Origin of the sequence: Bacillus sp. T2.9-1, from assembly GCF_950097965.1 — a bacterium.
GTDB classification, from domain to species: Bacteria; Bacillota; Bacilli; order Bacillales; family Cytobacillaceae; genus Niallia; species Niallia hominis.
The window spans coordinates 24,982-49,513 of the sequence record NZ_CATNHG010000068.1; the positions used below are offsets into that span (position 1 = coordinate 24,982).

The 24,532-nt window shown below is 38.2% G+C and carries 35 protein-coding genes; all 35 read left to right on the forward strand.

Features of this window, described 5'->3' with window-relative positions:
- Window positions 1-184: 184 nt before the first annotated feature.
- The 35 genes from rpoC to rplQ all read left to right on the forward strand — a co-directional run bounded on the left by rpoC (window position 185) and on the right by rplQ (window position 23,975).
- Complete coding sequence (gene rpoC, locus QQZ16_RS04570; RefSeq protein WP_048717903.1) at window positions 185-3,784, forward strand: DNA-directed RNA polymerase subunit beta'; 3,600 nt, start codon at window positions 185-187, stop codon at window positions 3,782-3,784.
- Window positions 3,785-3,996: 212 nt separating this feature from the next.
- Complete coding sequence (locus QQZ16_RS04575) at window positions 3,997-4,245, forward strand: 50S ribosomal protein L7ae-like protein (RefSeq protein ID WP_031537894.1); 249 nt, start codon at window positions 3,997-3,999, stop codon at window positions 4,243-4,245.
- A 100-nt stretch (window positions 4,246-4,345) separates the two neighbouring features.
- Complete coding sequence (gene rpsL / locus QQZ16_RS04580) at window positions 4,346-4,768, forward strand: 30S ribosomal protein S12 (protein WP_016204553.1); 423 nt, start codon at window positions 4,346-4,348, stop codon at window positions 4,766-4,768.
- 40 nt (window positions 4,769-4,808) lie between these two features.
- Entirely contained in the window at window positions 4,809-5,279 is a 471-nt protein-coding gene (gene rpsG / locus QQZ16_RS04585) for a 30S ribosomal protein S7 (RefSeq protein WP_031537895.1), read from the forward strand.
- A gap of 47 nt (window positions 5,280-5,326) precedes the next feature.
- Complete coding sequence (fusA, locus tag QQZ16_RS04590; protein WP_235251441.1) at window positions 5,327-7,402, forward strand: elongation factor G; 2,076 nt, start codon at window positions 5,327-5,329, stop codon at window positions 7,400-7,402.
- Window positions 7,403-7,520: 118 nt separating this feature from the next.
- Window positions 7,521-8,708, forward strand: a complete 1,188-nt coding sequence (gene tuf, locus QQZ16_RS04595) for an elongation factor Tu (protein WP_235251442.1) — start codon at window positions 7,521-7,523, stop codon at window positions 8,706-8,708.
- 557 nt (window positions 8,709-9,265) lie between these two features.
- Entirely contained in the window at window positions 9,266-9,574 is a 309-nt protein-coding gene (rpsJ, locus tag QQZ16_RS04600; RefSeq protein WP_009336571.1) for a 30S ribosomal protein S10, read from the forward strand.
- A gap of 39 nt (window positions 9,575-9,613) precedes the next feature.
- On the forward strand, window positions 9,614-10,240 hold the full coding sequence (gene rplC, locus QQZ16_RS04605) for a 50S ribosomal protein L3 (RefSeq protein ID WP_048717899.1): 627 nt from the start codon (window positions 9,614-9,616) through the stop codon (window positions 10,238-10,240).
- Between the two features lie 28 nt (window positions 10,241-10,268).
- Window positions 10,269-10,892: a 50S ribosomal protein L4 gene (gene rplD / locus QQZ16_RS04610; protein ID WP_031537900.1), complete on the forward strand. Its 624-nt coding sequence runs from the start codon at window positions 10,269-10,271 to the stop codon at window positions 10,890-10,892.
- Window positions 10,889-11,176 carry a 50S ribosomal protein L23 gene (gene rplW, locus QQZ16_RS04615; RefSeq protein WP_031537901.1) on the forward strand — a complete coding sequence of 96 codons (288 nt, stop codon included), beginning with the start codon at window positions 10,889-10,891 and terminating at the stop codon, window positions 11,174-11,176. Before rplD ends, rplW begins: the two co-directional genes overlap by 4 nt.
- A gap of 30 nt (window positions 11,177-11,206) precedes the next feature.
- A complete protein-coding gene (gene rplB / locus QQZ16_RS04620) occupies window positions 11,207-12,037 on the forward strand; it encodes a 50S ribosomal protein L2 (protein WP_016204561.1) in 831 nt (276 codons plus the stop codon).
- Window positions 12,038-12,097: 60 nt separating this feature from the next.
- Window positions 12,098-12,376, forward strand: a complete 279-nt coding sequence (gene rpsS, locus QQZ16_RS04625; RefSeq protein WP_016204562.1) for a 30S ribosomal protein S19 — start codon at window positions 12,098-12,100, stop codon at window positions 12,374-12,376.
- 18 nt (window positions 12,377-12,394) lie between these two features.
- Window positions 12,395-12,736 (forward strand): 50S ribosomal protein L22, encoded by a 342-nt coding sequence (rplV, locus tag QQZ16_RS04630; protein WP_016204563.1) that lies wholly within the window; start codon window positions 12,395-12,397, stop codon window positions 12,734-12,736.
- Between the two features lie 3 nt (window positions 12,737-12,739).
- Window positions 12,740-13,396 carry a 30S ribosomal protein S3 gene (gene rpsC / locus QQZ16_RS04635; protein ID WP_031537903.1) on the forward strand — a complete coding sequence of 219 codons (657 nt, stop codon included), beginning with the start codon at window positions 12,740-12,742 and terminating at the stop codon, window positions 13,394-13,396.
- Between the two features lies 1 nt (window position 13,397).
- Complete coding sequence (gene rplP / locus QQZ16_RS04640; RefSeq protein WP_031537904.1) at window positions 13,398-13,832, forward strand: 50S ribosomal protein L16; 435 nt, start codon at window positions 13,398-13,400, stop codon at window positions 13,830-13,832.
- A complete protein-coding gene (gene rpmC, locus QQZ16_RS04645) occupies window positions 13,822-14,025 on the forward strand; it encodes a 50S ribosomal protein L29 (protein ID WP_003351417.1) in 204 nt (67 codons plus the stop codon). The genes rplP and rpmC overlap by 11 nt, the downstream gene beginning before the upstream one ends.
- Window positions 14,026-14,045: 20 nt before the next feature.
- Entirely contained in the window at window positions 14,046-14,309 is a 264-nt protein-coding gene (gene rpsQ, locus QQZ16_RS04650; RefSeq protein WP_031537905.1) for a 30S ribosomal protein S17, read from the forward strand.
- Between the two features lie 38 nt (window positions 14,310-14,347).
- Window positions 14,348-14,716, forward strand: a complete 369-nt coding sequence (rplN, locus tag QQZ16_RS04655) for a 50S ribosomal protein L14 (protein WP_031537906.1) — start codon at window positions 14,348-14,350, stop codon at window positions 14,714-14,716.
- A gap of 36 nt (window positions 14,717-14,752) precedes the next feature.
- Window positions 14,753-15,064, forward strand: a complete 312-nt coding sequence (rplX, locus tag QQZ16_RS04660) for a 50S ribosomal protein L24 (RefSeq protein WP_016204568.1) — start codon at window positions 14,753-14,755, stop codon at window positions 15,062-15,064.
- A 27-nt stretch (window positions 15,065-15,091) separates the two neighbouring features.
- Complete coding sequence (rplE, locus tag QQZ16_RS04665) at window positions 15,092-15,631, forward strand: 50S ribosomal protein L5 (RefSeq protein WP_031537907.1); 540 nt, start codon at window positions 15,092-15,094, stop codon at window positions 15,629-15,631.
- Window positions 15,632-15,656: 25 nt separating this feature from the next.
- Window positions 15,657-15,842, forward strand: a complete 186-nt coding sequence (gene rpsN / locus QQZ16_RS04670; RefSeq protein ID WP_009499044.1) for a 30S ribosomal protein S14 — start codon at window positions 15,657-15,659, stop codon at window positions 15,840-15,842.
- 30 nt (window positions 15,843-15,872) lie between these two features.
- Entirely contained in the window at window positions 15,873-16,271 is a 399-nt protein-coding gene (rpsH, locus tag QQZ16_RS04675) for a 30S ribosomal protein S8 (RefSeq protein ID WP_016204570.1), read from the forward strand.
- 31 nt (window positions 16,272-16,302) lie between these two features.
- On the forward strand, window positions 16,303-16,839 hold the full coding sequence (gene rplF, locus QQZ16_RS04680; protein WP_031537908.1) for a 50S ribosomal protein L6: 537 nt from the start codon (window positions 16,303-16,305) through the stop codon (window positions 16,837-16,839).
- A gap of 32 nt (window positions 16,840-16,871) precedes the next feature.
- Entirely contained in the window at window positions 16,872-17,234 is a 363-nt protein-coding gene (gene rplR / locus QQZ16_RS04685; protein ID WP_031537909.1) for a 50S ribosomal protein L18, read from the forward strand.
- 24 nt (window positions 17,235-17,258) lie between these two features.
- Window positions 17,259-17,759 carry a 30S ribosomal protein S5 gene (gene rpsE / locus QQZ16_RS04690; RefSeq protein ID WP_016204573.1) on the forward strand — a complete coding sequence of 167 codons (501 nt, stop codon included), beginning with the start codon at window positions 17,259-17,261 and terminating at the stop codon, window positions 17,757-17,759.
- Between the two features lie 13 nt (window positions 17,760-17,772).
- Entirely contained in the window at window positions 17,773-17,955 is a 183-nt protein-coding gene (rpmD, locus tag QQZ16_RS04695) for a 50S ribosomal protein L30 (protein ID WP_031537910.1), read from the forward strand.
- 33 nt (window positions 17,956-17,988) lie between these two features.
- Window positions 17,989-18,429, forward strand: coding sequence for a 50S ribosomal protein L15 (rplO, locus tag QQZ16_RS04700; protein ID WP_031537912.1), 441 nt, complete (start codon window positions 17,989-17,991; stop codon window positions 18,427-18,429).
- Window positions 18,429-19,724 carry a preprotein translocase subunit SecY gene (gene secY / locus QQZ16_RS04705; protein WP_031537913.1) on the forward strand — a complete coding sequence of 432 codons (1,296 nt, stop codon included), beginning with the start codon at window positions 18,429-18,431 and terminating at the stop codon, window positions 19,722-19,724. Before rplO ends, secY begins: the two co-directional genes overlap by 1 nt.
- 61 nt (window positions 19,725-19,785) lie before the next feature.
- Window positions 19,786-20,436 carry an adenylate kinase gene (locus QQZ16_RS04710; protein WP_031537914.1) on the forward strand — a complete coding sequence of 217 codons (651 nt, stop codon included), beginning with the start codon at window positions 19,786-19,788 and terminating at the stop codon, window positions 20,434-20,436.
- An 832-nt stretch (window positions 20,437-21,268) separates the two neighbouring features.
- Window positions 21,269-21,487: a translation initiation factor IF-1 gene (infA, locus tag QQZ16_RS04715; RefSeq protein WP_016204578.1), complete on the forward strand. Its 219-nt coding sequence runs from the start codon at window positions 21,269-21,271 to the stop codon at window positions 21,485-21,487.
- Between the two features lie 37 nt (window positions 21,488-21,524).
- Window positions 21,525-21,638 carry a 50S ribosomal protein L36 gene (gene rpmJ, locus QQZ16_RS04720; RefSeq protein WP_000868344.1) on the forward strand — a complete coding sequence of 38 codons (114 nt, stop codon included), beginning with the start codon at window positions 21,525-21,527 and terminating at the stop codon, window positions 21,636-21,638.
- A 22-nt stretch (window positions 21,639-21,660) separates the two neighbouring features.
- The gene (gene rpsM, locus QQZ16_RS04725) at window positions 21,661-22,026 is read left to right on the forward strand and encodes a 30S ribosomal protein S13 (RefSeq protein ID WP_031537915.1); all 366 of its coding nucleotides are present in this window, start codon (window positions 21,661-21,663) and stop codon (window positions 22,024-22,026) included.
- Between the two features lie 22 nt (window positions 22,027-22,048).
- Entirely contained in the window at window positions 22,049-22,438 is a 390-nt protein-coding gene (rpsK, locus tag QQZ16_RS04730; RefSeq protein WP_031537916.1) for a 30S ribosomal protein S11, read from the forward strand.
- A 172-nt stretch (window positions 22,439-22,610) separates the two neighbouring features.
- Window positions 22,611-23,555 (forward strand): DNA-directed RNA polymerase subunit alpha, encoded by a 945-nt coding sequence (locus QQZ16_RS04735; protein ID WP_109768975.1) that lies wholly within the window; start codon window positions 22,611-22,613, stop codon window positions 23,553-23,555.
- A gap of 57 nt (window positions 23,556-23,612) precedes the next feature.
- Entirely contained in the window at window positions 23,613-23,975 is a 363-nt protein-coding gene (rplQ, locus tag QQZ16_RS04740) for a 50S ribosomal protein L17 (protein ID WP_016204582.1), read from the forward strand.
- Window positions 23,976-24,532 lie beyond the last annotated feature (557 nt).

Below are 24,532 nucleotides of genomic sequence, written 5' to 3' on the forward strand. Positions count from 1 at the left end.
CTAAAAACGAAAGGGTCAGACTCCACTACGAAGACATCTAGATAGAAGATCCTTTTATATCTTTTATAAATAGATTATTCACGTGAGGTCAGACCCTTTTGTGACGGCCTGTCTTTGATTATAAATGTTTTTAAGAAGTTCTAAGTAAGGCAAAAGCCTGAAGATCGAAAGGGAGGTAGGACCCTTGTTGGATGTTAATAATTTTGAATATATGAAAATAGGTCTAGCTTCACCAGACAAAATCCGTTCTTGGTCATTTGGTGAAGTCAAAAAGCCAGAAACAATTAACTATCGTACTTTAAAACCGGAAAAAGATGGCTTGTTCTGTGAGCGTATTTTTGGTCCTACAAAAGACTGGGAATGTCACTGTGGTAAATACAAGCGTGTTAGATATAAAGGCGTAGTTTGTGATCGATGTGGAGTGGAAGTTACTCGTGCAAAAGTTCGTCGTGAGCGTATGGGTCACATCGAATTAGCAGCTCCAGTTTCACATATTTGGTATTTTAAAGGAATCCCTAGCCGTATGGGACTTGTTTTAGATATGTCTCCACGTGCATTGGAAGAAGTTATTTATTTTGCTTCTTATGTAGTAACAGATCCAGGCGATACTGCTTTAGAGAAAAAACAACTTCTATCTGAAAAGGAATATAGAGCATACCGCGATAAATATGGTGTGAAATTCCAAGCTTCTATGGGAGCTGAAGCAATCAAAAAGCTACTATCTGATATTGATTTAAATAAAGATGTAGATGCACTAAAAGAAGAATTGAAAACTGCGCAAGGTCAAAGAAGAACTCGTGCCATTAAAAGACTAGAAGTATTAGAAGCGTTCCGTGGTTCTGGTAATGAGCCTTCTTGGATGATTCTTGATGTACTTCCAGTAATTCCTCCAGAATTGCGTCCAATGGTTCAATTGGATGGTGGACGTTTTGCAACATCTGACTTAAATGATTTATATCGTCGTGTTATTAACCGTAATAACCGTTTAAAAAGATTATTAGATTTAGGAGCACCAAGCATTATCGTTCAAAACGAAAAACGTATGCTTCAAGAAGCTGTTGATGCGTTAATCGATAATGGTCGTCGTGGACGTCCGGTAACTGGTCCTGGTAACAGACCGCTTAAATCTCTATCTCACATGCTAAAAGGGAAGCAAGGACGTTTCCGTCAAAACTTATTAGGAAAACGTGTTGACTATTCTGGACGTTCTGTTATTGTCGTTGGTCCTAACTTAAAGATGTATCAATGTGGCCTTCCTAGAGAAATGGCAATTGAATTGTTTAAGCCTTTTGTAATGAAAGAGTTAGTAGAAAAAGGAATTGCTCATAATATTAAATCTGCAAAGAGAAAAATCGAAAGACTTCAGCCTGAAGTGTGGGATGTGCTTGAAGAAGTAATTAAAGAGCATCCAGTATTGCTTAACCGTGCCCCAACTCTACATAGATTGGGAATCCAAGCGTTTGAACCAACTTTAGTAGAAGGCCGTGCGATTCGTCTTCATCCGCTAGTATGTACAGCATACAACGCTGACTTTGACGGAGACCAAATGGCTGTTCACGTTCCTTTATCTTCTGAAGCTCAAGCGGAAGCTCGTTTACTTATGCTTGCAGCTCAAAACATCTTGAACCCTAAAGATGGTAAACCAGTTGTTACTCCTTCTCAGGATATGGTATTAGGAAACTATTATCTAACATTAGAACGTGAAGGTGCAGTTGGAGAAGGTATGATCTTCAATGATACGAACGAAGCTGTTTTGGCATATCAAAATGGTTATGTACATTTACACACACGTGTAGCAGTACGCGCTAGCTCTTTAAACAATGAAACATTCACGGAAGAGCAAAATAAGCAATTGTTATTAACAACTGTTGGTAAGCTAGTATTCAATGAAATTTTACCAAAATCTTTCCCGTATATTAACGAACCAACTAAAACAAACTTAGAAGAAAAAACTCCTGAACGATACTTTGTAGAGCCAGGTGTAGATGTGCCAGCTGCTATTAAAGAGTTGCCAATCATAGAACCGTTTAAAAAGAAAATTTTAGGGAATATAATCGCTGAAGTATTTAAACGTTTCAAGATTACGGAAACTTCTAAGATGTTGGATAGAATGAAGGATCTAGGATTTAAGCATTCTACCAAAGCTGGTATTACTGTTGGTGTGGCCGACATCGTTGTATTAGGTGAAAAACAAGAAATTATCGATGAAGCACAAGGTAAAGTCGATAATGTCATGAAGCAATTTAGACGTGGATTAATCACAGAGGAAGAGCGTTATGATCGCGTAATTTCTATCTGGAGCGCAGCGAAAGATACAATTCAAGCGAAGCTAATGAAATCCTTAGATAAACGAAATCCTATCTTTATGATGAGTGACTCTGGTGCCCGTGGTAACGCATCTAACTTTACACAGCTTGCTGGTATGCGTGGTTTGATGGCTAACCCGGCTGGTAGAATTATTGAGTTACCGATTATTTCAAGTTTCCGTGAAGGATTAACGGTATTAGAGTACTTTATCTCTACTCACGGAGCACGTAAAGGTCTTGCTGATACAGCGTTAAAAACAGCAGACTCTGGTTACTTAACTCGTCGTCTAGTAGATGTAGCACAAGATGTCATTGTACGCGAAGATGATTGCGGCACAGATAGAGGATTGTTAGTTGCTGCTCTTAAAGAGGGTACAGAAATTATCGAATCTCTTGATGAGCGTTTAATTGGTAGATATGCAAGAAAATCAATTAAACATCCAGAAACGAATGAAGTTATTGTTCCTGAAAATGGACTTATCACAGAAGACTTAGCAGTAGAAATTGTAGAGGCGAATATCGAAGAAGTATGGATTCGTTCTGCATTTACATGTAATACACGTCATGGTGTATGTAAAAAATGTTATGGTCGCAACCTAGCAACAGGCCAAGAGGTGGAAGTAGGAGAAGCTGTTGGTATTATAGCGGCACAATCTATCGGGGAACCAGGTACACAGTTAACAATGCGTACATTCCATACAGGTGGAGTTGCAGGGGACGATATCACACAAGGTTTACCTCGTATTCAGGAGATATTTGAAGCTCGTAATCCAAAAGGGCAAGCAGTTATTACTGAAATGGCAGGGGTAATTGTTGGTATCAATGAAGGCAGAGACCGTCAACATGAAATTGTTGTTCAAGGTGAATTAGAAACTAGAACATATACTGCTCCTTACACAGCAAGATTGAAAGTTAAGATCGATGATGTTGTAGAACAAGGACAAGAATTAACAGAGGGTTCTATTGATCCGAAAGAATTAATTAAAGTGAAAAACGTTACAGCAGTACAAGAGTATCTACTTCGCGAAGTACAAAAAGTATATCGTATGCAAGGGGTAGAAATTGGGGATAAACACGTAGAAGTAATGGTTCGCCAAATGTTACGTAAAATCAGAGTAGTGGATGCTGGTGAGACAGATGTATTACCAGGTACACTATTAGATATTCACCAATTTACTGATGCTAACGCAAAAGCTTTAAGAGAAGGTAAGCTTCCAGCAACAGGTAGACCAGTATTGCTTGGTATTACAAAAGCATCTCTTGAAACTGATTCATTCTTATCGGCTGCATCGTTCCAAGAAACTACAAGAGTTCTGACAGATGCTGCTATTAAAGGAAAACGTGATGAATTACTAGGATTAAAAGAGAATGTAATTATTGGTAAATTAGTTCCAGCTGGAACTGGTATGCCAAGATACAGACATGCTGAACCTATTACAGCAGAAGAACTAACAGAAGAGTCAATTACTGTAGAGTAATTAGCGATAAAGCATTTATTTTAGAAAAAAGAAAGTGGTTAATACGAGGATTATCGATTCTATCATTTAGGAAAGAGTCGATAATCCTCGTAAACCATAACTTTTAGGAATATCTATTAAAGTTTTTCAGGAAAATAATTGACATCCAATTTTATAGATGATACTATATCAAAGGTGCTCCTATTTCACCTGTTGCTTTGGAGGATATAAAAATGTCTTATGAAAAAGTACTACAGGCAAGTAAGATAGTAGTAGGAACAAAGCAAACAGTAAAAGCGTTAAAAAAAGGAATAGCGACAGAGGTTATTGTTGCTGAAGATGCTGATCCAATATTAATTAGAAAAGTATCTGAAATAGCCAAAGAAGTTAATGTTCCCATTATACTTGTTGAATCCATGAAGAAGCTAGGCGAATCATGTGGAATAGAAGTAGGCGCAGCAACTGTTGCCATAATTAATTAAAACTGTTTTTATGGAAAATACCATGAAAACTTTGTTTTTGCCCTAATATGAACCACCTGGATGTGTGGGCTTCAAACATAAAGGAAGGGAGGAAAAAGAAATGCCTACAATTAACCAATTAGTACGCAAACCTCGTCAATCTGCTGAAGAGAAGTCGAAGTCTCCTGCGTTAAACAAAGGTTATAACAGTTTCAAAAAAGCACAAACAAACGTATCTTCACCTCAAAAACGTGGGGTATGTACTCGTGTTGGTACAATGACACCGAAAAAACCAAACTCTGCATTACGTAAATATGCACGTGTTCGTTTAACAAATGGTATCGAAGTAACAGCATACATTCCTGGTATTGGTCACAACCTACAAGAACACAGTGTTGTACTAATCCGTGGAGGACGTGTAAAAGACTTACCGGGGGTACGTTATCATATCGTACGCGGTGCTCTAGATACTGCTGGTGTTAACAACCGTATGCAAGGTCGTTCTAAATACGGTACTAAAAAACCAAAAGCAGCTAAAAAATAATAAATTTGATTTTATAGCATAATTGAAAGGAGGAAATCAAATGCCACGTAAAGGTCCTGTAGCAAAAAGAGACGTGTTACCAGATCCGATATACAATTCTAAGCTTGTATCTCGTTTAATCAATAAAATGATGATCGATGGTAAAAGAGGAAAAGCACAAGCTATTCTATATTCAGCATTCGAAATCGTTGCTGAGCGTTCTGGAAAAGAAGCGATTGAAGTATTTGATCAAGCATTAAAGAATATCATGCCAGTTCTTGAAGTAAGAGCACGCCGTGTTGGTGGTTCTAACTATCAAGTTCCAGTGGAGGTTCGTCCTGAAAGACGTACAACTTTAGGTCTTCGCTGGTTAGTTAACTATGCTCGTCTTCGCGGTGAGAAAACAATGGAAGAGAGACTAGCTAACGAAATCCTAGATGCAGCAAACAACACTGGTGCATCTGTGAAAAAGCGTGAAGATACACACAAAATGGCTGAAGCAAACAAAGCGTTTGCTCACTATCGTTGGTAAGATTATAATTCATAAAAATACTTTCAATATGAAAGGAGAAAGACCAAATGGCAAGAGAGTTCTCCTTAGAAAACACTCGTAATATTGGTATCATGGCACATATCGATGCTGGTAAAACGACTACAACTGAGCGTGTACTTTATTACACTGGTCGTATCCACAAAATTGGTGAAACTCACGAAGGTGCATCTCAAATGGACTGGATGGAGCAAGAACAAGAGCGTGGAATTACCATTACATCAGCTGCAACAACTGCACAATGGAAAGGTAACCGTGTAAACATTATCGATACTCCAGGGCACGTAGACTTCACAGTTGAAGTTGAACGTTCTCTACGTGTACTTGATGGTGCTGTTGCAGTACTTGATGCTCAATCAGGTGTTGAGCCACAAACAGAAACAGTTTGGCGTCAAGCAACAACTTACGGTGTACCTCGTGTAGTATTCGTAAACAAAATGGATAAAATTGGGGCAGACTTCCTTTATTCATTAAAAACTTTACATGATCGTTTACAAGCAAACGCTCATGCAATCCAACTACCGATTGGTGCTGAAGATCAATTCGAAGGTATCATTGATTTAGTTGAAATGAAAGCGACTTTCTACGGAAATGACCTTGGTACAGATATTCAAGAACGTGAAATTCCAGAAGAGTACAAAGAGTTAGCTGATGAATACCATGAGAAATTGGTTGAAGCAGTAGCTGAACTTGATGAAGAACTTATGGAAAAATATCTTGGTGGTGAAGAAATCACTACTGATGAGTTAAAGGCTGCTATCCGTAAAGGTACAGTTAACGTTGAATTCTATCCAGTAATCTGTGGATCTGCTTTCAAAAACAAAGGTGTTCAAAAAATGCTTGATGCTGTAATCGAGTACTTACCATCACCATTAGATGTACCTGCAATTAAAGGTACAGCTCCTGATTCTGATGAAGTAATTGAAAAGCATTCAAGTGATGATGAACCATTTGCAGCTCTTGCGTTTAAAGTAATGACAGACCCATTTGTTGGTAAACTGACATTTTTCCGTGTATATTCTGGTACATTGAGCTCAGGTTCATATGTACAAAACTCTACAAAAGGCAAACGTGAGCGTGTAGGACGTATCCTACAGATGCATGCAAACAGCCGTCAAGAGATTACAGAAGTATATGCTGGTGATATCGCAGCAGCTGTAGGTTTAAAAGATACTACAACTGGAGATACTCTATGTGATGAAAAAGATTTAGTAATCTTAGAGTCCATGGAATTCCCAGAACCAGTTATCGAATTGTCTATCGAGCCAAAATCAAAAGCTGACCAAGACAAAATGACAACTGCTCTACAAAAATTACAAGAAGAAGATCCAACATTCCGTGCACATACTAACCAGGAAACTGGTCAGGTTATCATTGCAGGTATGGGTGAACTTCATTTAGATATTCTTGTAGACCGTATGCGTCGTGAATTCAAGGTTGAGGCTAATGTTGGTGCTCCTCAGGTTGCTTACCGTGAAACATTCCGTTCTTCTGCAGCAGTTGAAGGGAAATTCACTCGTCAATCTGGTGGTCGTGGACAATATGGTCACGTTTGGATTGAGTTTGCACCAAACGAAGAAGGTAAAGGATTCGAATTTGAAAATGCTATCGTCGGTGGTGTTATTCCTCGTGAATACATTGCTCCAGTTCAAGCTGGTCTAGAAGATGCATTACAAAGAGGAGTACTTGCAGGTTATCCATTGGTAGATATCAAAGCTAAATTATTTGATGGATCATACCATGATGTTGACTCATCTGAAATGGCGTTCAAAATCGCTGCTTCAATGGCATTGAAAAATGCAGCATCTAAATGTAATCCTGTAATTCTTGAGCCTGTTATGAAAGTAGAAGTTATCATTCCGGAAGAATACATGGGTGATATCATGGGTAACATTACTTCACGTCGTGGACGTGTTGAAGGTATGGAAGCTCGTGGTAACGCACAAGTAGTTCGTGCAATGGTTCCACTTTCTGAAATGTTTGGTTATGCTACGACATTACGTTCAAGCACGCAAGGTCGTGGGGTATTCTCAATGGTGTTCGATCATTATGAAGAAGTACCAAAATCAATCTCTGAAGAGATCATCAAAAAAAATAAAGGGTAATTGTTGATTTTACCTTTTTAATGAAGTATAACTACTATGTAAGCAATAAAGCTGTGATGAATATTCACAGCTCTATAAAAATACTTAATTTTTTTAAAATCAAAGGAGGATTTTCCTAATGGCAAAAGCTAAATACGATCGTTCTAAGCCACACGTAAATATTGGAACTATTGGTCACGTTGACCATGGTAAAACTACATTAACAGCTGCTATCACAACTGTACTTTCTAAAGTGGGTGGCGGTGAAGCACGCGGATATGATCAAATCGACGCTGCTCCAGAAGAGCGCGAGCGTGGAATTACAATCTCAACTGCACACGTTGAGTATGAAACAGCTACTCGTCACTATGCACACGTTGACTGCCCAGGACATGCTGACTATGTTAAAAACATGATCACTGGTGCTGCTCAAATGGATGGCGGTATCTTAGTAGTATCAGCTACTGATGGTCCTATGCCACAAACTCGTGAGCACATCCTTCTTTCTCGTCAAGTTGGTGTACCTCACTTAGTAGTATTCTTAAACAAATGTGATATGGTTGATGATGAAGAACTATTAGAATTAGTAGAAATGGAAGTACGTGACCTATTATCAGAATATGAATTCCCTGGTGATGATATTCCTGTAATCAAAGGTTCAGCTCTTAAAGCTCTTGAAGGTGAAGCTGCTTGGGAAGAAAAAATCACTGAGCTTATGGCTGCAGTTGACGAATATATCCCAACACCAACTCGTGATACTGACAAACCATTCATGATGCCAGTTGAGGATGTATTCTCTATCACTGGTCGTGGTACAGTTGCTACTGGTCGTGTTGAGCGTGGACAAGTTAAAGTTGGTGACGTTGTAGAAATCATCGGTTTAGCTGAAGAGAAAAAATCAACTACTGTAACTGGTGTTGAAATGTTCCGTAAATTACTTGATTATGCTGAAGCTGGAGATAACATCGGTGCACTTCTTCGTGGGGTTGCTCGTGAAGATATCCAACGTGGTCAAGTATTAGCAAAACCAGGTACTATTACTCCACACGTAAAATTCAAAGCTGAAGTTTACGTATTATCAAAAGAAGAAGGTGGACGTCATACTCCATTCTTCACAAACTACCGTCCTCAGTTCTACTTCCGTACAACTGACGTAACTGGTATTTGTAACTTACCTGAAGGTGTAGAAATGGTTATGCCTGGCGATAACATCGAAATGGAGGTTGAATTAATTTCTTCTATCGCTATTGAAGAAGGAACTAAATTCTCAATCCGTGAAGGTGGACGTACAGTAGGCGCTGGTGTAGTTGCTACTATCGTTGAGTAATAACATTTAAAAAAACAAGCTGATTCGTCAGCTTGTTTTTTTGTGCTTAAAAGTAAGTAATCTATGAAAAGAATACTAGGATCAAATAAGTAAGTTAAACAACTCCTTTATTAGAATGAAAGGTATTTAATGTAATAATAAGTATAAGTGTTTACTATTGAAATAATTAGCTATAATAGATAAAAGTATTTATATAGAAGGAAATAGATTTTCCATAATCTTTCTATTTAAACAGCAATCCATTTTTGTTAGAATAAAAAAGTCGCAAAATGATTGGTTCGATTGAAAGATCATTAGCGTCTAATTGACTGACTATTGTACATTGGGTTGAAATATCAGCTTAGAATATGTATAATAATCTGAGTGTACTAAAACGAAAGAAAAATAATAAATGTTGTTGCTTTTCTAGGCGTTTTTATGTATAATAGACAATGTTGGTCTTTGACTGCGATGATGCGGGAGGTTGCTGACACACCCGGCCGCTTTGCCATGGCGAGTGTGTGGGAAATTCCTGCGGAGAATGTCTATTCTAAAATAGGCGAAAAGGAGGGAAAATAATGGCAAAACAAAAAATTCGTATTCGTTTAAAAGCGTATGATCATAGAATTTTAGATCAATCAGCAGAGAAAATCGTTGAAACTGCAAAACGTTCTGGTGCTGCTGTATCTGGACCGATTCCGTTACCAACAGAAAAGTCTATATACACTATCCTACGTGCGGTTCATAAATATAAAGATTCTCGTGAACAATTTGAAATGCGTACGCATAAACGTCTAATCGACATCGTGAACCCAACTCCACAAACAGTTGATTCACTAATGCGTCTGGATTTACCATCAGGTGTAGATATCGAAATTAAATTATAATTGAAATAAACATTTAAACTATCAGGAGGTGTGACTTAAATGACCAAAGGAATCTTAGGAAGAAAAATAGGTATGACTCAAGTATTTGCTGAAAATGGCAACCTTATCCCTGTAACAGTAGTTGAAGCTGCTGAGAATATTGTTCTTCAAAAGAAAACTGTTGAAGCTGATGGCTATACAGCAGTTCAAATCGGTTTTGAAAACAAACGTGAAAAGTTAGCTAATAAACCTGAACAAGGGCATGTTGCTAAAGCAAGTACTGCTCCTAAGCGCTTCGTTCGTGAATTCAGAGATGTTAGCGTGGATGAGTATGAGGTTGGTCAAGAAGTCAAAGTAAGTATTTTCGCAGAAGGCGATGTAGTAGATGTAACAGGTATCTCTAAAGGGAAAGGTTTCCAAGGTTCAATCAAGCGCCATGGACAATCACGTGGACCAATGGCTCACGGATCTCGTTATCATCGTCGCCCAGGTTCAATGGGACCTGTTGCACCAAACCGTGTATTTAAAGGGAAAGCATTACCTGGTCGTATGGGTGGAGAACAAATCACAGTTCAAAACTTAGAGATCGTTAAAGTAGATACAGAACGCAATCTTCTATTAATTAAAGGTAATGTACCTGGAGCAAGAAAAGCTTTATTAAAAATCAAAACTGCTGTTAAAGCATAATTATTAATCTGGAAAGGAGGAAATAAGAATGCCTAAAGTTGCATTATTCAACCAAGACGGTACGCAAGCTGGAGATATCGAATTAAATGAATCAGTATTTGGTATCGAGCCTAACAATCATGTTTTATTTGAAGCTGTTGTTATGCAAAGAGCTTCATTACGTCAAGGAACTCATAAAACTAAAATTCGTTCTGAGGTTGCTGGTGGTGGACGTAAGCCATGGCGCCAAAAGGGTACAGGACGTGCACGTCAAGGATCTATCAGATCTCCACAATGGCGTGGTGGTGGAACAGTATTTGGACCAGTTCCACGTAGCTATAGCTACAAACTACCTAAAAAGGTTCGTAGACTAGCAATTAAATCTGCATTATCTGCTAAAGTATTAGAAGAAAATATTTTAGTATTACAAAGCCTTGCTTTTGATGCACCTAAAACGAAAGAATTCAAAGCGGTACTAGGTAATCTTTCTGTTGAAAAGAAAGCATTAATCGTTACAGCTGATCTTGATGAGAACGTAGCATTATCTGCTCGTAACATCCCGGGGGTAACAGTTGTTACTGCTACTGGAATTACAGTTTTAGATGTTTTAAACCATGATAAATTAATCATGACAAAAGCAGCGGTTGAAAAAGTAGAGGAGGTGCTTGCATAATGGATGCACGCGATACGATTAAGCGCCCCGTTATCACTGAACGTTCTACTGATTTAATGGTTGACAAAAAATACACGTTTGAAGTTGATGTAAGAGCTAATAAAACTCAAGTTAAAGATGCAGTTGAAGAAATCTTTGGCGTTAAAGTTGAAAAAGTAAACATCATGAACTATAAAGGTAAATTCAAACGTATGGGACGTTTTGGTGGATACACAAACAAACGTCGTAAGGCAATTGTTAAATTAACAGCTGACAGCAAAGAAATCGAATTCTTTGAAGCTTAATAATAATATTTAGAAGAGGAGGGAACACAAATGGCGATTAAAAAATATAAACCTACCTCCAATGGTCGACGTAACATGACGTCTTCTGACTTTAGTGAAATCACTACAAGTACTCCAGAAAAGTCATTGCTTGCTCCTTTACACAGAAAAGGCGGCCGTAATAACCAAGGTAAGTTAACTGTTCGTCATCAAGGTGGAGGTCATAAGCGTCAATATCGTGTTATCGATTTTAAACGTGACAAAGATGGCATTCCAGGACGCGTTGCTACAATTGAGTATGATCCAAACAGATCTGCTAACATCGCGCTAATCAATTATGTAGATGGTGAAAAACGCTACATTCTTGCACCTAAAAATTTAGAAGTTGGATTAGAAGTTATGTCAGGACCTGAGGCTGATATCAAGCCGGGTAATGCATTACCACTTGCTAACATTCCAGTTGGTACAGTAATCCACAACATCGAGTTGAAGCCAGGTAAAGGTGGACAATTAGTTCGCTCTGCTGGAACAAGCGCTCAAGTGCTTGGTAAAGAAGGTAAATACGTACTTGTACGTTTAAACTCTGGTGAAGTTCGTTTAATCCTTGCTACATGCCGTGCTTCTATCGGTCAAGTTGGTAATGAACAACACGAACTAATCAACATTGGTAAAGCAGGTCGTAATCGTTGGTTAGGTAAACGCCCAACTGTACGTGGGTCTGTAATGAACCCTAATGACCATCCACATGGTGGTGGTGAAGGACGCGCTCCAATCGGACGTAAATCACCAATGTCTCCTTGGGGTAAACCAACACTTGGTTACAAAACGCGTAGCAAGAAGAATAAATCTGATAAATTTATTGTACGTAGCCGTAAAAAATAACGGGGTTGAACTACGGTTCGATGATAGAACCGTAGAACAATCACGAAGGGAGGTTCCATTATGGGTCGCAGCTTAAAAAAAGGACCTTTTGTTGATGATCATTTACTAACAAAGATCGAAAAATTAAGTGATAGTGATAAGAAGCAAGTTGTTAAAACTTGGTCTCGTCGTTCTACGATCTTCCCACAATTCATCGGTCAAACAATCGCTGTTTATGATGGTCGTAAACATGTGCCAGTTTATGTTACTGAAGACATGGTAGGTCACAAACTTGGAGAATTTGCTCCAACTCGTACTTACAAAGGTCATGCAAGTGACGATAAGAAAACAAGACGTTAATGAGAGGAGGGCATTCCAATGCAAGCAAAAGCTGTTGCAAATACAGTTCGTATTGCTCCTCGTAAAGCTCGTTTAGTCGTAGATTTAATTCGAGGAAAGCAAGTTGGTGAAGCGGTAGCTATTTTGAAGTTAACTCCAAAGGCAGCTTCTCCAATCGTAGAGAAAGTTCTAAAATCTGCTGTTGCTAATGCAGAGCATAACTACGAAATGGATATTAATAACCTAGTGGTTGAGCAAGCATATGTTAATGAGGGACCAACTCTAAAGAGATTTCGTCCACGTGCACAAGGTCGTGCAAGTCAAATTAACAAACGCACTAGCCATATTACTATCGTTTTATCAGAAAAGAAGGAGGGGTAATTAGTGGGTCAAAAAGTAAATCCAGTCGGTTTACGTGTTGGGATCATTCGTGACTGGGAATCTAAATGGTTCGCAGGTAAAGACTATGCTGATCTTTTACACGAAGACCTAAAGGTACGTGAGTATATTACAAAACGCCTAAGCGATGCTTCTGTTTCTAAAGTAGAAATCGAGCGTGCAGCAAACCGCTTAAATGTTACTATCCACACTGCTAAACCAGGTATGGTTATTGGTAAAGGTGGTACAGAAGTTGAAGCTTTACGTAAAGCTCTTAACTCACTTACTGGCAAACGTGTACACATCAATATCTTAGAAATTAAAAGAGCAGACATGGATGCTAAACTAGTTGCTGAGAACATTGCTCGTCAATTAGAAAATCGTGTTTCCTTCCGTCGTGCTCAAAAACAAGCGATCCAACGCTCAATGCGCTCTGGAGCTAAAGGTATTAAAACAATGGTATCAGGTCGTCTAGGTGGCGCAGATATCGCACGTTCAGAGTCTTATAGCGAAGGAACTGTTCCATTGCACACTCTACGCGCAGATATCGATTATGCAACTGCTGAAGCTGATACAACTTATGGTAAATTAGGTGTAAAAGTTTGGATCTATCGTGGAGAGATCCTTCCAACGAAGAAGAAAACTGAGGAAGGAGGCAAATAATATGTTACTACCTAAACGTGTAAAATATCGTCGTGTACACCGTGGTAAAATGCGTGGTCAAGCAAAAGGTGGTACAGAAGTTGCATTCGGTGAATATGGTCTACAATCTTTAGAAGCTTCTTGGATTACAAACCGTCAAATCGAATCTGCTCGTATTGCAATGACACGTTATATGAAACGTGGCGGTAAAGTTTGGATTAAAATTTTCCCACATAAGCCTTACACTGCTAAGCCTCTAGAAGTCCGAATGGGTTCCGGTAAGGGTGCTCCTGAAGGTTGGGTTGCAGTAGTTAAGCCTGGAAAAATATTGTTCGAAGTTGCTGGTGTATCTGAAGAGATCGCTCGTGAAGCACTTCGTCTTGCAGCGCACAAACTTCCTGTTAAATGTAAGTTTGTAAAACGTGAAGAAATTGGTGGTGAAACTAATGAAAGCTAATGAAATTCGTGACCTTACCACTGCTGAAATTGAACAAAAAGTTAAATCCTTAAAAGAAGAGCTTTTCAACCTTCGCTTTCAATTAGCGACTGGACAACTTGAAAATACAGCTCGCATTCGTGAAGTACGCAAAGCGATCGCTCGAATGAAAACTGTCATTCGTGAGAGAGAAATCGGCGTCAATAATCGATAAGTTGAGAGGAGGTTCGTAGAATGAGCGAACGCAATCAACGCAAAGTCTATACTGGTCGTGTTGTATCTGATAAAATGGATAAAACCATTACAGTTGTTGTTGAAACATACAAAAAACACCCACTATACGGCAAACGCGTGAAATACTCTAAGAAGTATAAAGCTCATGATGAGCAAAACACAGCAAAAACTGGCGATATCGTACGTATTATGGAAACTCGCCCATTATCAGCTACAAAACGTTTCCGTCTTGTAGAAGTAGTAGAAAAAGCAGTTATTATATAATTGTTCGGAATTAAGCATCCCGAAGGGAGGTTACACACATGATTCAACAAGAATCACGTTTGAAAGTTGCTGACAACTCTGGTGCTCGTGAAGTACTTACTATTAAAGTTCTTGGTGGTTCAGGACGTAAAACTGCAAACATCGGTGATATCATCGTTGTTACTGTGAAACAAGCAACACCAGGTGGCGTTGTTAAAAAAGGTGAAGTAGTAAAAGCAGTAGTCGTTAGAACTAAAAGTGGTGTTCGTCGTGCTGACGGTACTTACATTCGTTTCGATGAAAACGCATGTGTAATTATCCGTGATGATAAGAGTCCACGTGGAACACGTATCTTTGGACCAGTTGCACGCGAACTTCGCGACAATAACTTTATGAAGATTGTATCATTAGCTCCAGAAGTACTATAATATAAATTTTAATTGCCTTTAAGGAGGTGCGAAAAGATGCATGTAAAAAAAGGTGACAAAGTAATGGTCATCTCTGGTAAGGATAAAGGTAAAACAGGTGTTGTTCTTGCTGCATTCCCTAAGAAAGATCGTGTGATCGTTGAAGGGATTAATATTGTTAAGAAGCACTCTAAGCCATCCCAGTTGAATCCACAAGGTGGAATCAATGACCAGGAAGCCGCTATTCATGTATCCAACGTTATGCCTATCGACCCTAAAACTGGTGAACCTACTCGTGTAGGATCAAAAACGGTTGATGGTAAAAAAGTTCGCGTAGCGAAAAAATCCGGTGAAATTCTAGATAAATAGTTCAAATGAAGAAGGGAGGTACAATGAATGAACCGCCTAAAAGAAAAATTTGTTAAAGAAACTACTCCTGCTCTTATGAGCAAGTTCAATTATAAATCAGTTATGGAAGTTCCAAAACTGGAAAAAATCGTTGTTAACATGGGCGTTGGTGATGCTGTAGCGAATGCTAAAGCATTAGACGTTGCTGTTGAAGAATTAGCACAAATTACTGGTCAAAAACCATTAATCACTCGTGCGAAAAAATCAATCGCAGGTTTCCGTCTACGTGAAGGAATGCCAATCGGAGCAAAAGTTACTCTTCGTGGAGAACGCATGTATCAATTCCTTGATAAACTTGTATCTGTTTCTCTTCCACGTGTACGTGACTTCCGTGGTGTATCTAAAAAATCATTTGATGGTCGCGGTAACTACACTTTAGGTGTAAAAGAACAATTAATTTTCCCTGAAATTGATTACGATAAAGTAAACAAAGTAAGAGGAATGGATATTGTTATTGTTACAACTGCAAACACAGATGAAGAAGCTCGTGAACTGTTAACTCAATTTGGAATGCCGTTCCAAAAGTAATCTCTAATTAGAGGGAGGCGAAGATGTGGCTAAGAAGTCAATGATTGCGAAACAAAAACGCACGCCTAAATATAAAGTACAAGAATACACACGTTGCGAACGTTGTGGTCGTCCACATTCTGTGTACCGTAAATTTAAGCTTTGCCGTATTTGTTTCCGCGAATTAGCGTATAAGGGACAAATTCCTGGTGTGAAAAAAGCTAGCTGGTAAAACCCGATATTGGGAAGGAGGTAAATACAAATGGTTATGACAGATCCAATTGCAGATTTGCTTACAAGAATCCGTAATGCGAATATGGTTCGTCACGAAAAATTAGAAGTTCCTGCTTCTAACATCAAAAAAGAGATCGCCGAAATTTTAAAGCGTGAAGGTTTTGTACGTGATGTAGAATATATCGAAGACAACAAACAAGGTATTATCCGCATTTTCTTAAAATACGGTTCAAGCAACGAGCGTGTAATAACTGGACTTAAAAGAATTAGTAAACCTGGTCTTCGTGTTTATGCGAAAGCAACAGAAGTACCTCGTGTATTAAACGGTCTTGGAATTGCATTAGTTTCTACTTCTCAAGGAGTACTTACTGATAAAGAAGCTCGTGCGAAACAAGTTGGCGGAGAAGTATTAGCATACGTTTGGTAATAATAGGTTTAATGAATGGAGGTGCAACTAAATGTCTCGTGTAGGTAAAAAACCAATCGAAGTACCAGCAGGCGTTACAGTTACTATTGATAAAAGTACTGTAACGGTGAAAGGTCCTAAAGGTGAATTAACTCGTACTTTTAATTCTGATATTGCGATCAACTTAGAAGAAAACGTGATTAATGTAACTCGTCCTTCAGATGTGAAGGAACATCGTGCATTACATGGAACAACTCGCGCATTGTTATCAAACATGGTTGAGGGTGTTTCAAAAGGCTTTGAAAGAGGTCTTGAATTAATCGGTGTCGGGTACCGTGCTCAAAAACAAGGAAGCAAACTTGTGTTGAACGTAGGTTACTCTCATCCAGTAGAAATCGAACCAGAAGCTGGTATTGAAATCGAAGTACCATCTGCTACGAAAGTAGTTGTAAAAGGAACTAGTAAAGAGCGTGTTGGAGCACTTGCTGCTAACATCCGTGATGTTCGCCCACCAGAACCTTATAAAGGTAAAGGTATCCGTTATGAAGGCGAATATGTACGTAGAAAAGAAGGGAAAACTGGTAAGTAATGCCGCATAGGTAAACGAAAGGAGTGACCTAAATGATTACGAAGGCTGATAAAAATCAAGTCCGTAGAAAAAGACACGCACGTGTGCGTTCTAAACTTAGCGGAACTGAAGCTCGTCCTCGTTTAAATGTGTTCCGTTCAAACAAACACATTTACGCTCAACTAATTGATGATGTTAAAGGTGTAACAATCGCAAGTGCATCTTCATTAGATAAAGAGCTTAACCTTGAATCTACTGGTAATTTAGAAGCTGCAGTTAAGATCGGTGAATTAGTAGCGAAACGTGCAGTAGAAAAAGGAATTAAATCAGTAGTATTTGACCGCGGAGGATATTTATATCATGGTCGCGTTAAAGCTTTAGCTGATGCTGCTCGTGAGAACGGCCTAGAATTTTAATAGACAAAGGAGGGACATAAAAAGATGCGTCGTATTGATCCAAACAAACTTGAACTTGAAGAACGCGTAGTTACAGTTAACCGTGTAGCGAAAGTTGTTAAAGGTGGACGTCGTTTTCGTTTCTCTGCTCTAGTAGTAGTTGGGGACAAAAATGGTAACGTTGGTTTTGGTACTGGTAAAGCTCAAGAAGTACCAGATGCTATTCGCAAAGCGGTTGAAGATGCGAAGAAAAATCTTATTGAAGTACCAATGGTTGGTACAACAATTCCACACGAAATTATCGGACATTTCGGAGCTGGTGAAATCCTATTAAAGCCTGCTTCAGAAGGTACTGGGGTTATCGCTGGTGGTCCAGTACGTGCTGTGCTTGAACTAGCTGGTGTAGCTGATATCTTATCTAAGTCATTAGGTACAAACACACCAATTAACATGGTTCGTGCTACTTTAGACGGTTTAAAACAATTAAAACGTGCTGAAGACGTAGCAAAGTTACGTGGAAAATCAGTAGAAGAACTGTTAGGATAAGGAGGGAAATTAGATGGCAAACAAACTGGAAATTACCCTCACTAAAAGCGTAATTGGTCGTCCGCAAGACCAACGCGAAACAGTTAAAGCTTTAGGATTACGTAAAGTAAATCAAACAGTTGTTCAACAAGATAATGCTGCTATTCGCGGTATGATCAATAAAGTATCACATCTTGTAACTGTATCAGAAAATTAAAAATCATTCTTCTTCAAATAAGGAGGTGCCAAAATGAAACTTCATGAATTAAAACCTGCAGAAGGTTCTCGTCAAGAACGCAAACGCAAAGGGCGCGGTATCGGTTCAGGTAATGGTAAAACTGCTGGTAAAGGTCATAAAGGTCAAAATGCACGTTCAGGTGGGGGTGTAAGACCAGGATTCGAAGGTGGTCAAACTCCTTTATTCCGTCGTTTACCAAAACGTGGTTTTACTAATATCAACCGTAAAGAATACGCTATTGTTAATTTAGATACTCTAAATCGTTTTGAAGATGGAACTGAAGTAACTCCAGAACTTCTTATCGAAACAGGAGTTGTTAGTAACGAGAGAGCAGGAATTAAAATTCTTGCAAAAGGCAACGTAGAGAAAAAGCTTACTGTTAAAGCTCACAAATTCTCCTCTGCTGCTAAGGAAGCTATTGAAGCTGCCGGCGGTCAAACAGAGGTGATCTGATGTTTAAGACAATCTCCAATTTTATGCGCGTGGGTGAAATAAGACGAAAAATCATATTCACCCTATTAATGTTGATTATATTTCGTTTAGGTACTTTTATTCCTGTACCTTATGTAAATGCAGACTTCTTAAAAGCACAAGATGCTTTCAGTGCCTTCGGAATTTTAAATACTTTCGGTGGTGGGGCACTTAAAAACTTTTCTATTCTTGCAATGGGGATCATGCCATATATTACAGCATCCATTATTGTAAGCTTATTACAAATGGATGTTGTTCCAAAATTTACGGAATGGTCAAAGCAGGGTGAGGCTGGGCGTAGAAAGCTGACACAATTTACGCGTTACTTTACAATCGTTCTAGCTCTTATCCAAGGCTTTGGTATGTCATATGGTTTTAATAATCTTGCAGGTGGTGCACTGATTACAAAACCTGGATTTGCATCCTATCTAGTTATTTCTATTGTATTAACAGCAGGAACTGCCTTTTTAATGTGGTTAGGTGAACTAATTACTTCTAAAGGTGTTGGAAATGGTATATCTATTATCATTTTTGCTGGTATTGCTGCAGGAATTCCTTCAATGGCTAATCAAATCTATGCACAGCAGTTTGACAATCCAGGTGATCAATTATTTCTCAATATTGTAAAGCTAGCTTTAATTATTATAGCTGTCGTTGCAATTGTAGTTGGGGTAATTTTTATCCAGCAAGCTCTTAGAAAGATACCGATTCAATATGCAAAAAGAATGGTAAATGGTAATAGCAGCGCAGGCGGACAATCAACACATTTACCGTTGAAAGTAAACTCTGCTGGTGTTATTCCAGTTATCTTTGCAGTTTCCTTCTTGGTAACTCCAAGAACAATTGCATCGTTCTTACCGCAAAATGACGTTACTTCCTGGATACAAAGAGTATTTGATTATACTCATCCAATAGGAATGATTATATATACAGTGTTAATTATTGCGTTTACTTATTTCTATGCTTTCATTCAGGTGAACCCAGAACAAGTTTCTGAAAACCTGAAGAAACAAGGTGGATATATCCCAGGTATTCGTCCTGGTAAAAGTACGCAAGAATATTTGTCACGTGTTCTATCTCGTTTAACATTAGTTGGAGCTCTATTCTTAGCCATTATTGCTATACTACCTGTATTTTTTATTAATATTGCAGGACTTCCACAATCTGCACAGATCGGTGGAACAAGTATTATAATTGTGGTTGGGGTTGCATTGGAGACAATGAAGCAATTAGAATCTCAACTAGTTAAACGACACTATAAAGGTTTTATTAAATAGTATAATTTAGGGGACGTTTGTCCCTTGAATTTTATGTAAGAGAACTTGAGGGGGAATACGCATGAATTTAGTCTTAATGGGGCTCCCTGGCGCAGGTAAAGGTACTCAAGCTGAGAAGATTGTCGAGAAATATGACATCCCTCATATCTCAACTGGCGACATGTTCCGTGCGGCTATGAAAGACGAAACAGAACTTGGACTTAAGGCAAAATCTTTTATGGATAAAGGTGAACTTGTACCTGATGAAGTTACAATCGGTATTGTTCGCGAAAGACTTAGCAAGGATGACTGTGAAAAAGGCTTTCTTTTAGATGGTTTTCCTCGTACTGTTCCTCAAGCAGAAGCTTTAGAAAATATTTTGTCTGATTTAAATAAGAAATTAGACTTTTGTATCAATGTTCAAGTGGATAAAGAGATCTTAATGGAGCGTTTAACAGGACGCCGCATTTGTAAAAGCTGTGGTGCAACCTATCATTTAGTATTTAATCCGCCATCTAAGCCAGATACTTGTGATCGTTGTGGCGGCGAATTATACCAACGTGCTGATGATAATGAAGCAACTGTTAAAAATCGCTTAGAAGTTAATATTAAGCAATCTAAACCATTACTTGATTTCTATGAGTCAAAAGGCTATCTTCGTAACATTAATGGTCAACAAGATATTAATAAAGTTTTCGTAGATCTTGATGCACTACTAAGTACTTTAAAATAAAAGTGACTTTTGCTTTGACTAATCTGTTATCTAGCATGGAAATGAATCAGAGATAATAAATAGAAGAATTGGGATGAAATGGCTGAGGAGTTTATTCCTAAACATGATGCATTTCCTTTTTTCAAAAGGTATAATAATTTTCATGGTTATATCTGTAACAAAAAAAGCATAACCGTGTTATTTTGACATGTTTATCTTCGTTAAAAGATTAATCAATTTAGATAATTGGTGCAGAGTATTTTGGATTTCATGGTAACTCCGCTTAAATTGCTTTTTTATCTAGTAGTGAAGAAGGTAATGTAACTATTATTCTTTCTATTATGACGATTGGTATTAGACCAGGTGTGCAAGTTGTCGAACGCTCTACGAAATCCTTTAAATACGAAATCTATGTGGCTTTTCAAGTGAAAACAAGTATGTAGTGGAAGATTTAAGGCTAGACTTTTGAAGGTGATTTATTTTTCTTGGAATTGTCTATACGTTGCATGCTTACTTCTATACGATAAGACACAAGCTGTTGATAGAATGTTCGTAAATCAAAGGAAAGATCATTTCTTTTCTATTAATGAATGATCTACCAAAGCTAAGTTTAGTTGGTAGCATTAAACTTATTATTATTTCTTCCCTATAAATATATTTTTTTATAATTAATAGCGGACGAAGTGCCTATTCTTATGATATAATCAATTAGTTGCAGTTTAATGCAGTTTTATTATATTATAGGAGCAGTTCAGAGTAGTTTAATGTGCACGATCGTGTGACAAGAAGAGCTACACTTTGCTATATTAGTTAAGATGGATCTCGTATTTTTTATGGAAAGGAGAGATATTCGATGGCTAAAGACGATGTAATCGAAATTGAAGGCACAATCACTGAAACTTTGCCGAACGCCATGTTTAAGGTAGAATTAGAAAATGGTCATACTGTATTGGCTCACGTTTCTGGTAAAATCCGCATGCATTTCATCCGTATTTTACCTGGTGATAAAGTAACGGTTGAGTTATCTCCATATGACTTAACTCGCGGAAGAATTACTTACCGCTTTAAATAATCTGATTGCACTCCGTACTATCAAGGAGGTTAGGATAATGAAAGTTAGACCATCTGTTAAACCAATCTGCGAAAAATGTAAAGTTATCCGCAGACGTGGTAAAGTTATGGTTATCTGTGAAAACCCTAAACACAAACAAAAACAAGGTTAATAACAAGGAGGTGCGCATATAGATGGCACGTATTGCTGGTGTGGATATTCCACGTGAAAAACGTGTAGTAATATCTTTAACATACATTTACGGTATTGGAAAAAATACTGCACAACAAGTATTAGCAGAAGCAGGTGTTTCTGAAGATACACGCGTTCGTGATTTAACAGAAGATGAATTAAACAAAATTCGTGATATTATCGACCGTTTAAAAGTAGAAGGGGATCTACGTCGTGAGATTTCTCTAAACATTAAGCGTCTAATGGAAATTGGTTGTTACCGTGGTCTTCGTCACCGTCGTGGCTTACCAGTTCGCGGACAAAACACGAAAAACAACGCTCGTACACGCAAAGGTCCTCGTAAGACTGTAGCTAATAAGAAAAAATAATCGGTAAAGGAGGTACAATATAATGGCACGTAAAACTAATACACGTAAACGTCGTGTTAAAAAGAATATTGAAGCTGGTGTAGCTCATATTCGTTCTACTTTCAATAATACTATCGTAACTATTACAGACGTTCATGGAAATGCTCTTTCATGGTCAAGCGCAGGTGCACTTGGATTCAGAGGTTCTCGTAAATCTACTCCATTTGCTGCACAAATGGCTGCTGAAACTGCTGCTAAAGCATCAATGGAACACGGTATGAAAACTTTAGAAGTAACAGTTAAAGGACCAGGTGCAGGTCGTGAGGCTGCAATTCGTGCTCTTCAAGCTGCAGGACTAGAAGTTACAGCAATTAGAGACGTAACTCCAGTTCCTCATAACGGTTGCCGACCACCTAAACGTCGCCGAGTTTAATTTTTCTGTATAAATTTTGTATCCTTGTCTATAATGGGATATGACTAAAACTTTTAGAACCCGTACAGATTTATTAACTAACCCAGTTGTTGTGCACAAGCGGGAACGTAAACATGGGGAATTTCGGTAAAGCTTACCGGGGTTTCGACGTTTTGAAGGAGGGTATATCTTGATGATCGAAATAGAAAAACCAAAAATCGAAACGGTTGAGATCAACGATGATGCCAAGTATGGTAAATTCGTCGTCGAGCCACTTGAGCGTGGATATGGTACTACTTTGGGTAACTCCTTACGTCGTATTCTACTATCCTCACTGCCAGGTGCCGCTGTCACATCCATTCAAATTGATGGGGTACTTCATGAGTTCTCAACAATTGAAGGCGTCGTAGAAGATGTTACAGCTATCATATTAAATATCAAAAAACTAGCATTGAAAATATACTCTGATGATGAAAAAACTTTAGAGATTGATATGCAAGGTGCAGGAGTAGTTACAGCAGCAGATATTACACATGATAGTGATGTAGAGATCTTAAATCCAGATCTTCATATCGCAACTCTAGGTAGCAACGGTAATTTCCGTATGCGTTTAACTGCAAAGCGTGGTCGTGGTTACACACCAGCAGAGCAAAATAAACGCGAAGACCAACCTATTGGTGTAATTCCTATTGATTCTATTTTCACACCGGTATCTCGTGTTTCTTATCAAGTAGAGAATACTCGTGTTGGTCAATTGACTAATTATGATAAATTAACTTTTGACGTGTGGACTGACGGTAGTACTGGTCCTCAAGATGCTGTTGCACTTGGTGCAAAGATTTTAACTGAGCATTTAAATATCTTTGTTGGGTTAACTGACGAAGCTCAAAATGCTGAGATTATGGTAGAAAAAGAAGAAGATCAAAAAGAAAAAGTTCTTGAGATGACAATCGAAGAATTAGATCTTTCTGTTCGTTCTTATAACTGCCTAAAGCGTGCTGGTATCAATACCGTACAGGAATTAGCTAATAAGACGGAAGAAGATATGATGAAAGTTCGAAACTTAGGTAGAAAATCTCTAGAAGAAGTAAAACATAAATTAGAAGAGCTTGGATTAGGCTTAAGAAAAGATGACTGATTAGTCTCTTGACTATGTCTATAAAGCTTGTATTTTAACAAAAGGAGGGAATCTCACATGGGTTACAGAAAGTTAGGACGCACAAGCGCACAACGTAAAGCTATGTTACGTGACTTAACTACAGACTTAATCATCAATGAGCGTATTGAAACAACTGAAGCTCGTGCAAAAGAACTTCGTTCTGTTGTAGAAAAAATGATTACACTTGGTAAACGTGGAGATCTACATGCACGTCGTCAAGCAGCTGCTTACGTACGTCACGAGGTTGCTAACGCTGAGACAAACCAAGATGCTGTACAAAAATTGTTCAGTGATGTTGCTGCTCGTTATACTGATCGTCAAGGTGGTTACACTCGTATTATGAAAATGGGACCTCGTCGTGGAGACGGAGCACCAATGGTAATTATCGAGTTAGTATAATAGGATTTCAAAGAAACTTAGGGTGCGGGACAGTTTATATTGTTATGAAACTTGTTCAAGTGCCCTTTTTCTTTAAATCTCGCTTTATGATCAAGCCAATATAGAGTGTTACGATGAGCATTGATTTTCATTTAATGACTCGTCTAGCTCGTGCACCTCTTCTTTCGATAGGTCGATCGAATGAGGTGCGGGCTTTTTTCATTTTTAATTAGGACTGCAGGGTGCTAAGAAGTGGAATACCATAAGATATATTTTAACAAACATAGAAATAGGATATCAGAGATTATTTAAATAATCTTATGTTAAACCAATTCAAAGCTCGCCCAATTGGCGAGTTTATTTTTTTATCCTACTCAAAATATTTTGGTGACTAATGTTAACTTTTGAAAGCGGAGAAAGATGGTTAGTGGAGTCACTTTCCGTAATGGTTCTACTAGTTCAACTAAGCATCAGTAGATAAGTAGGAAACTTAATAAAAAAAGTGTACTTTATTTAGCAAATTATATTATTTATAAATAGTCCTATGTAATATATAATCGATAATATCTAGTAAGTAA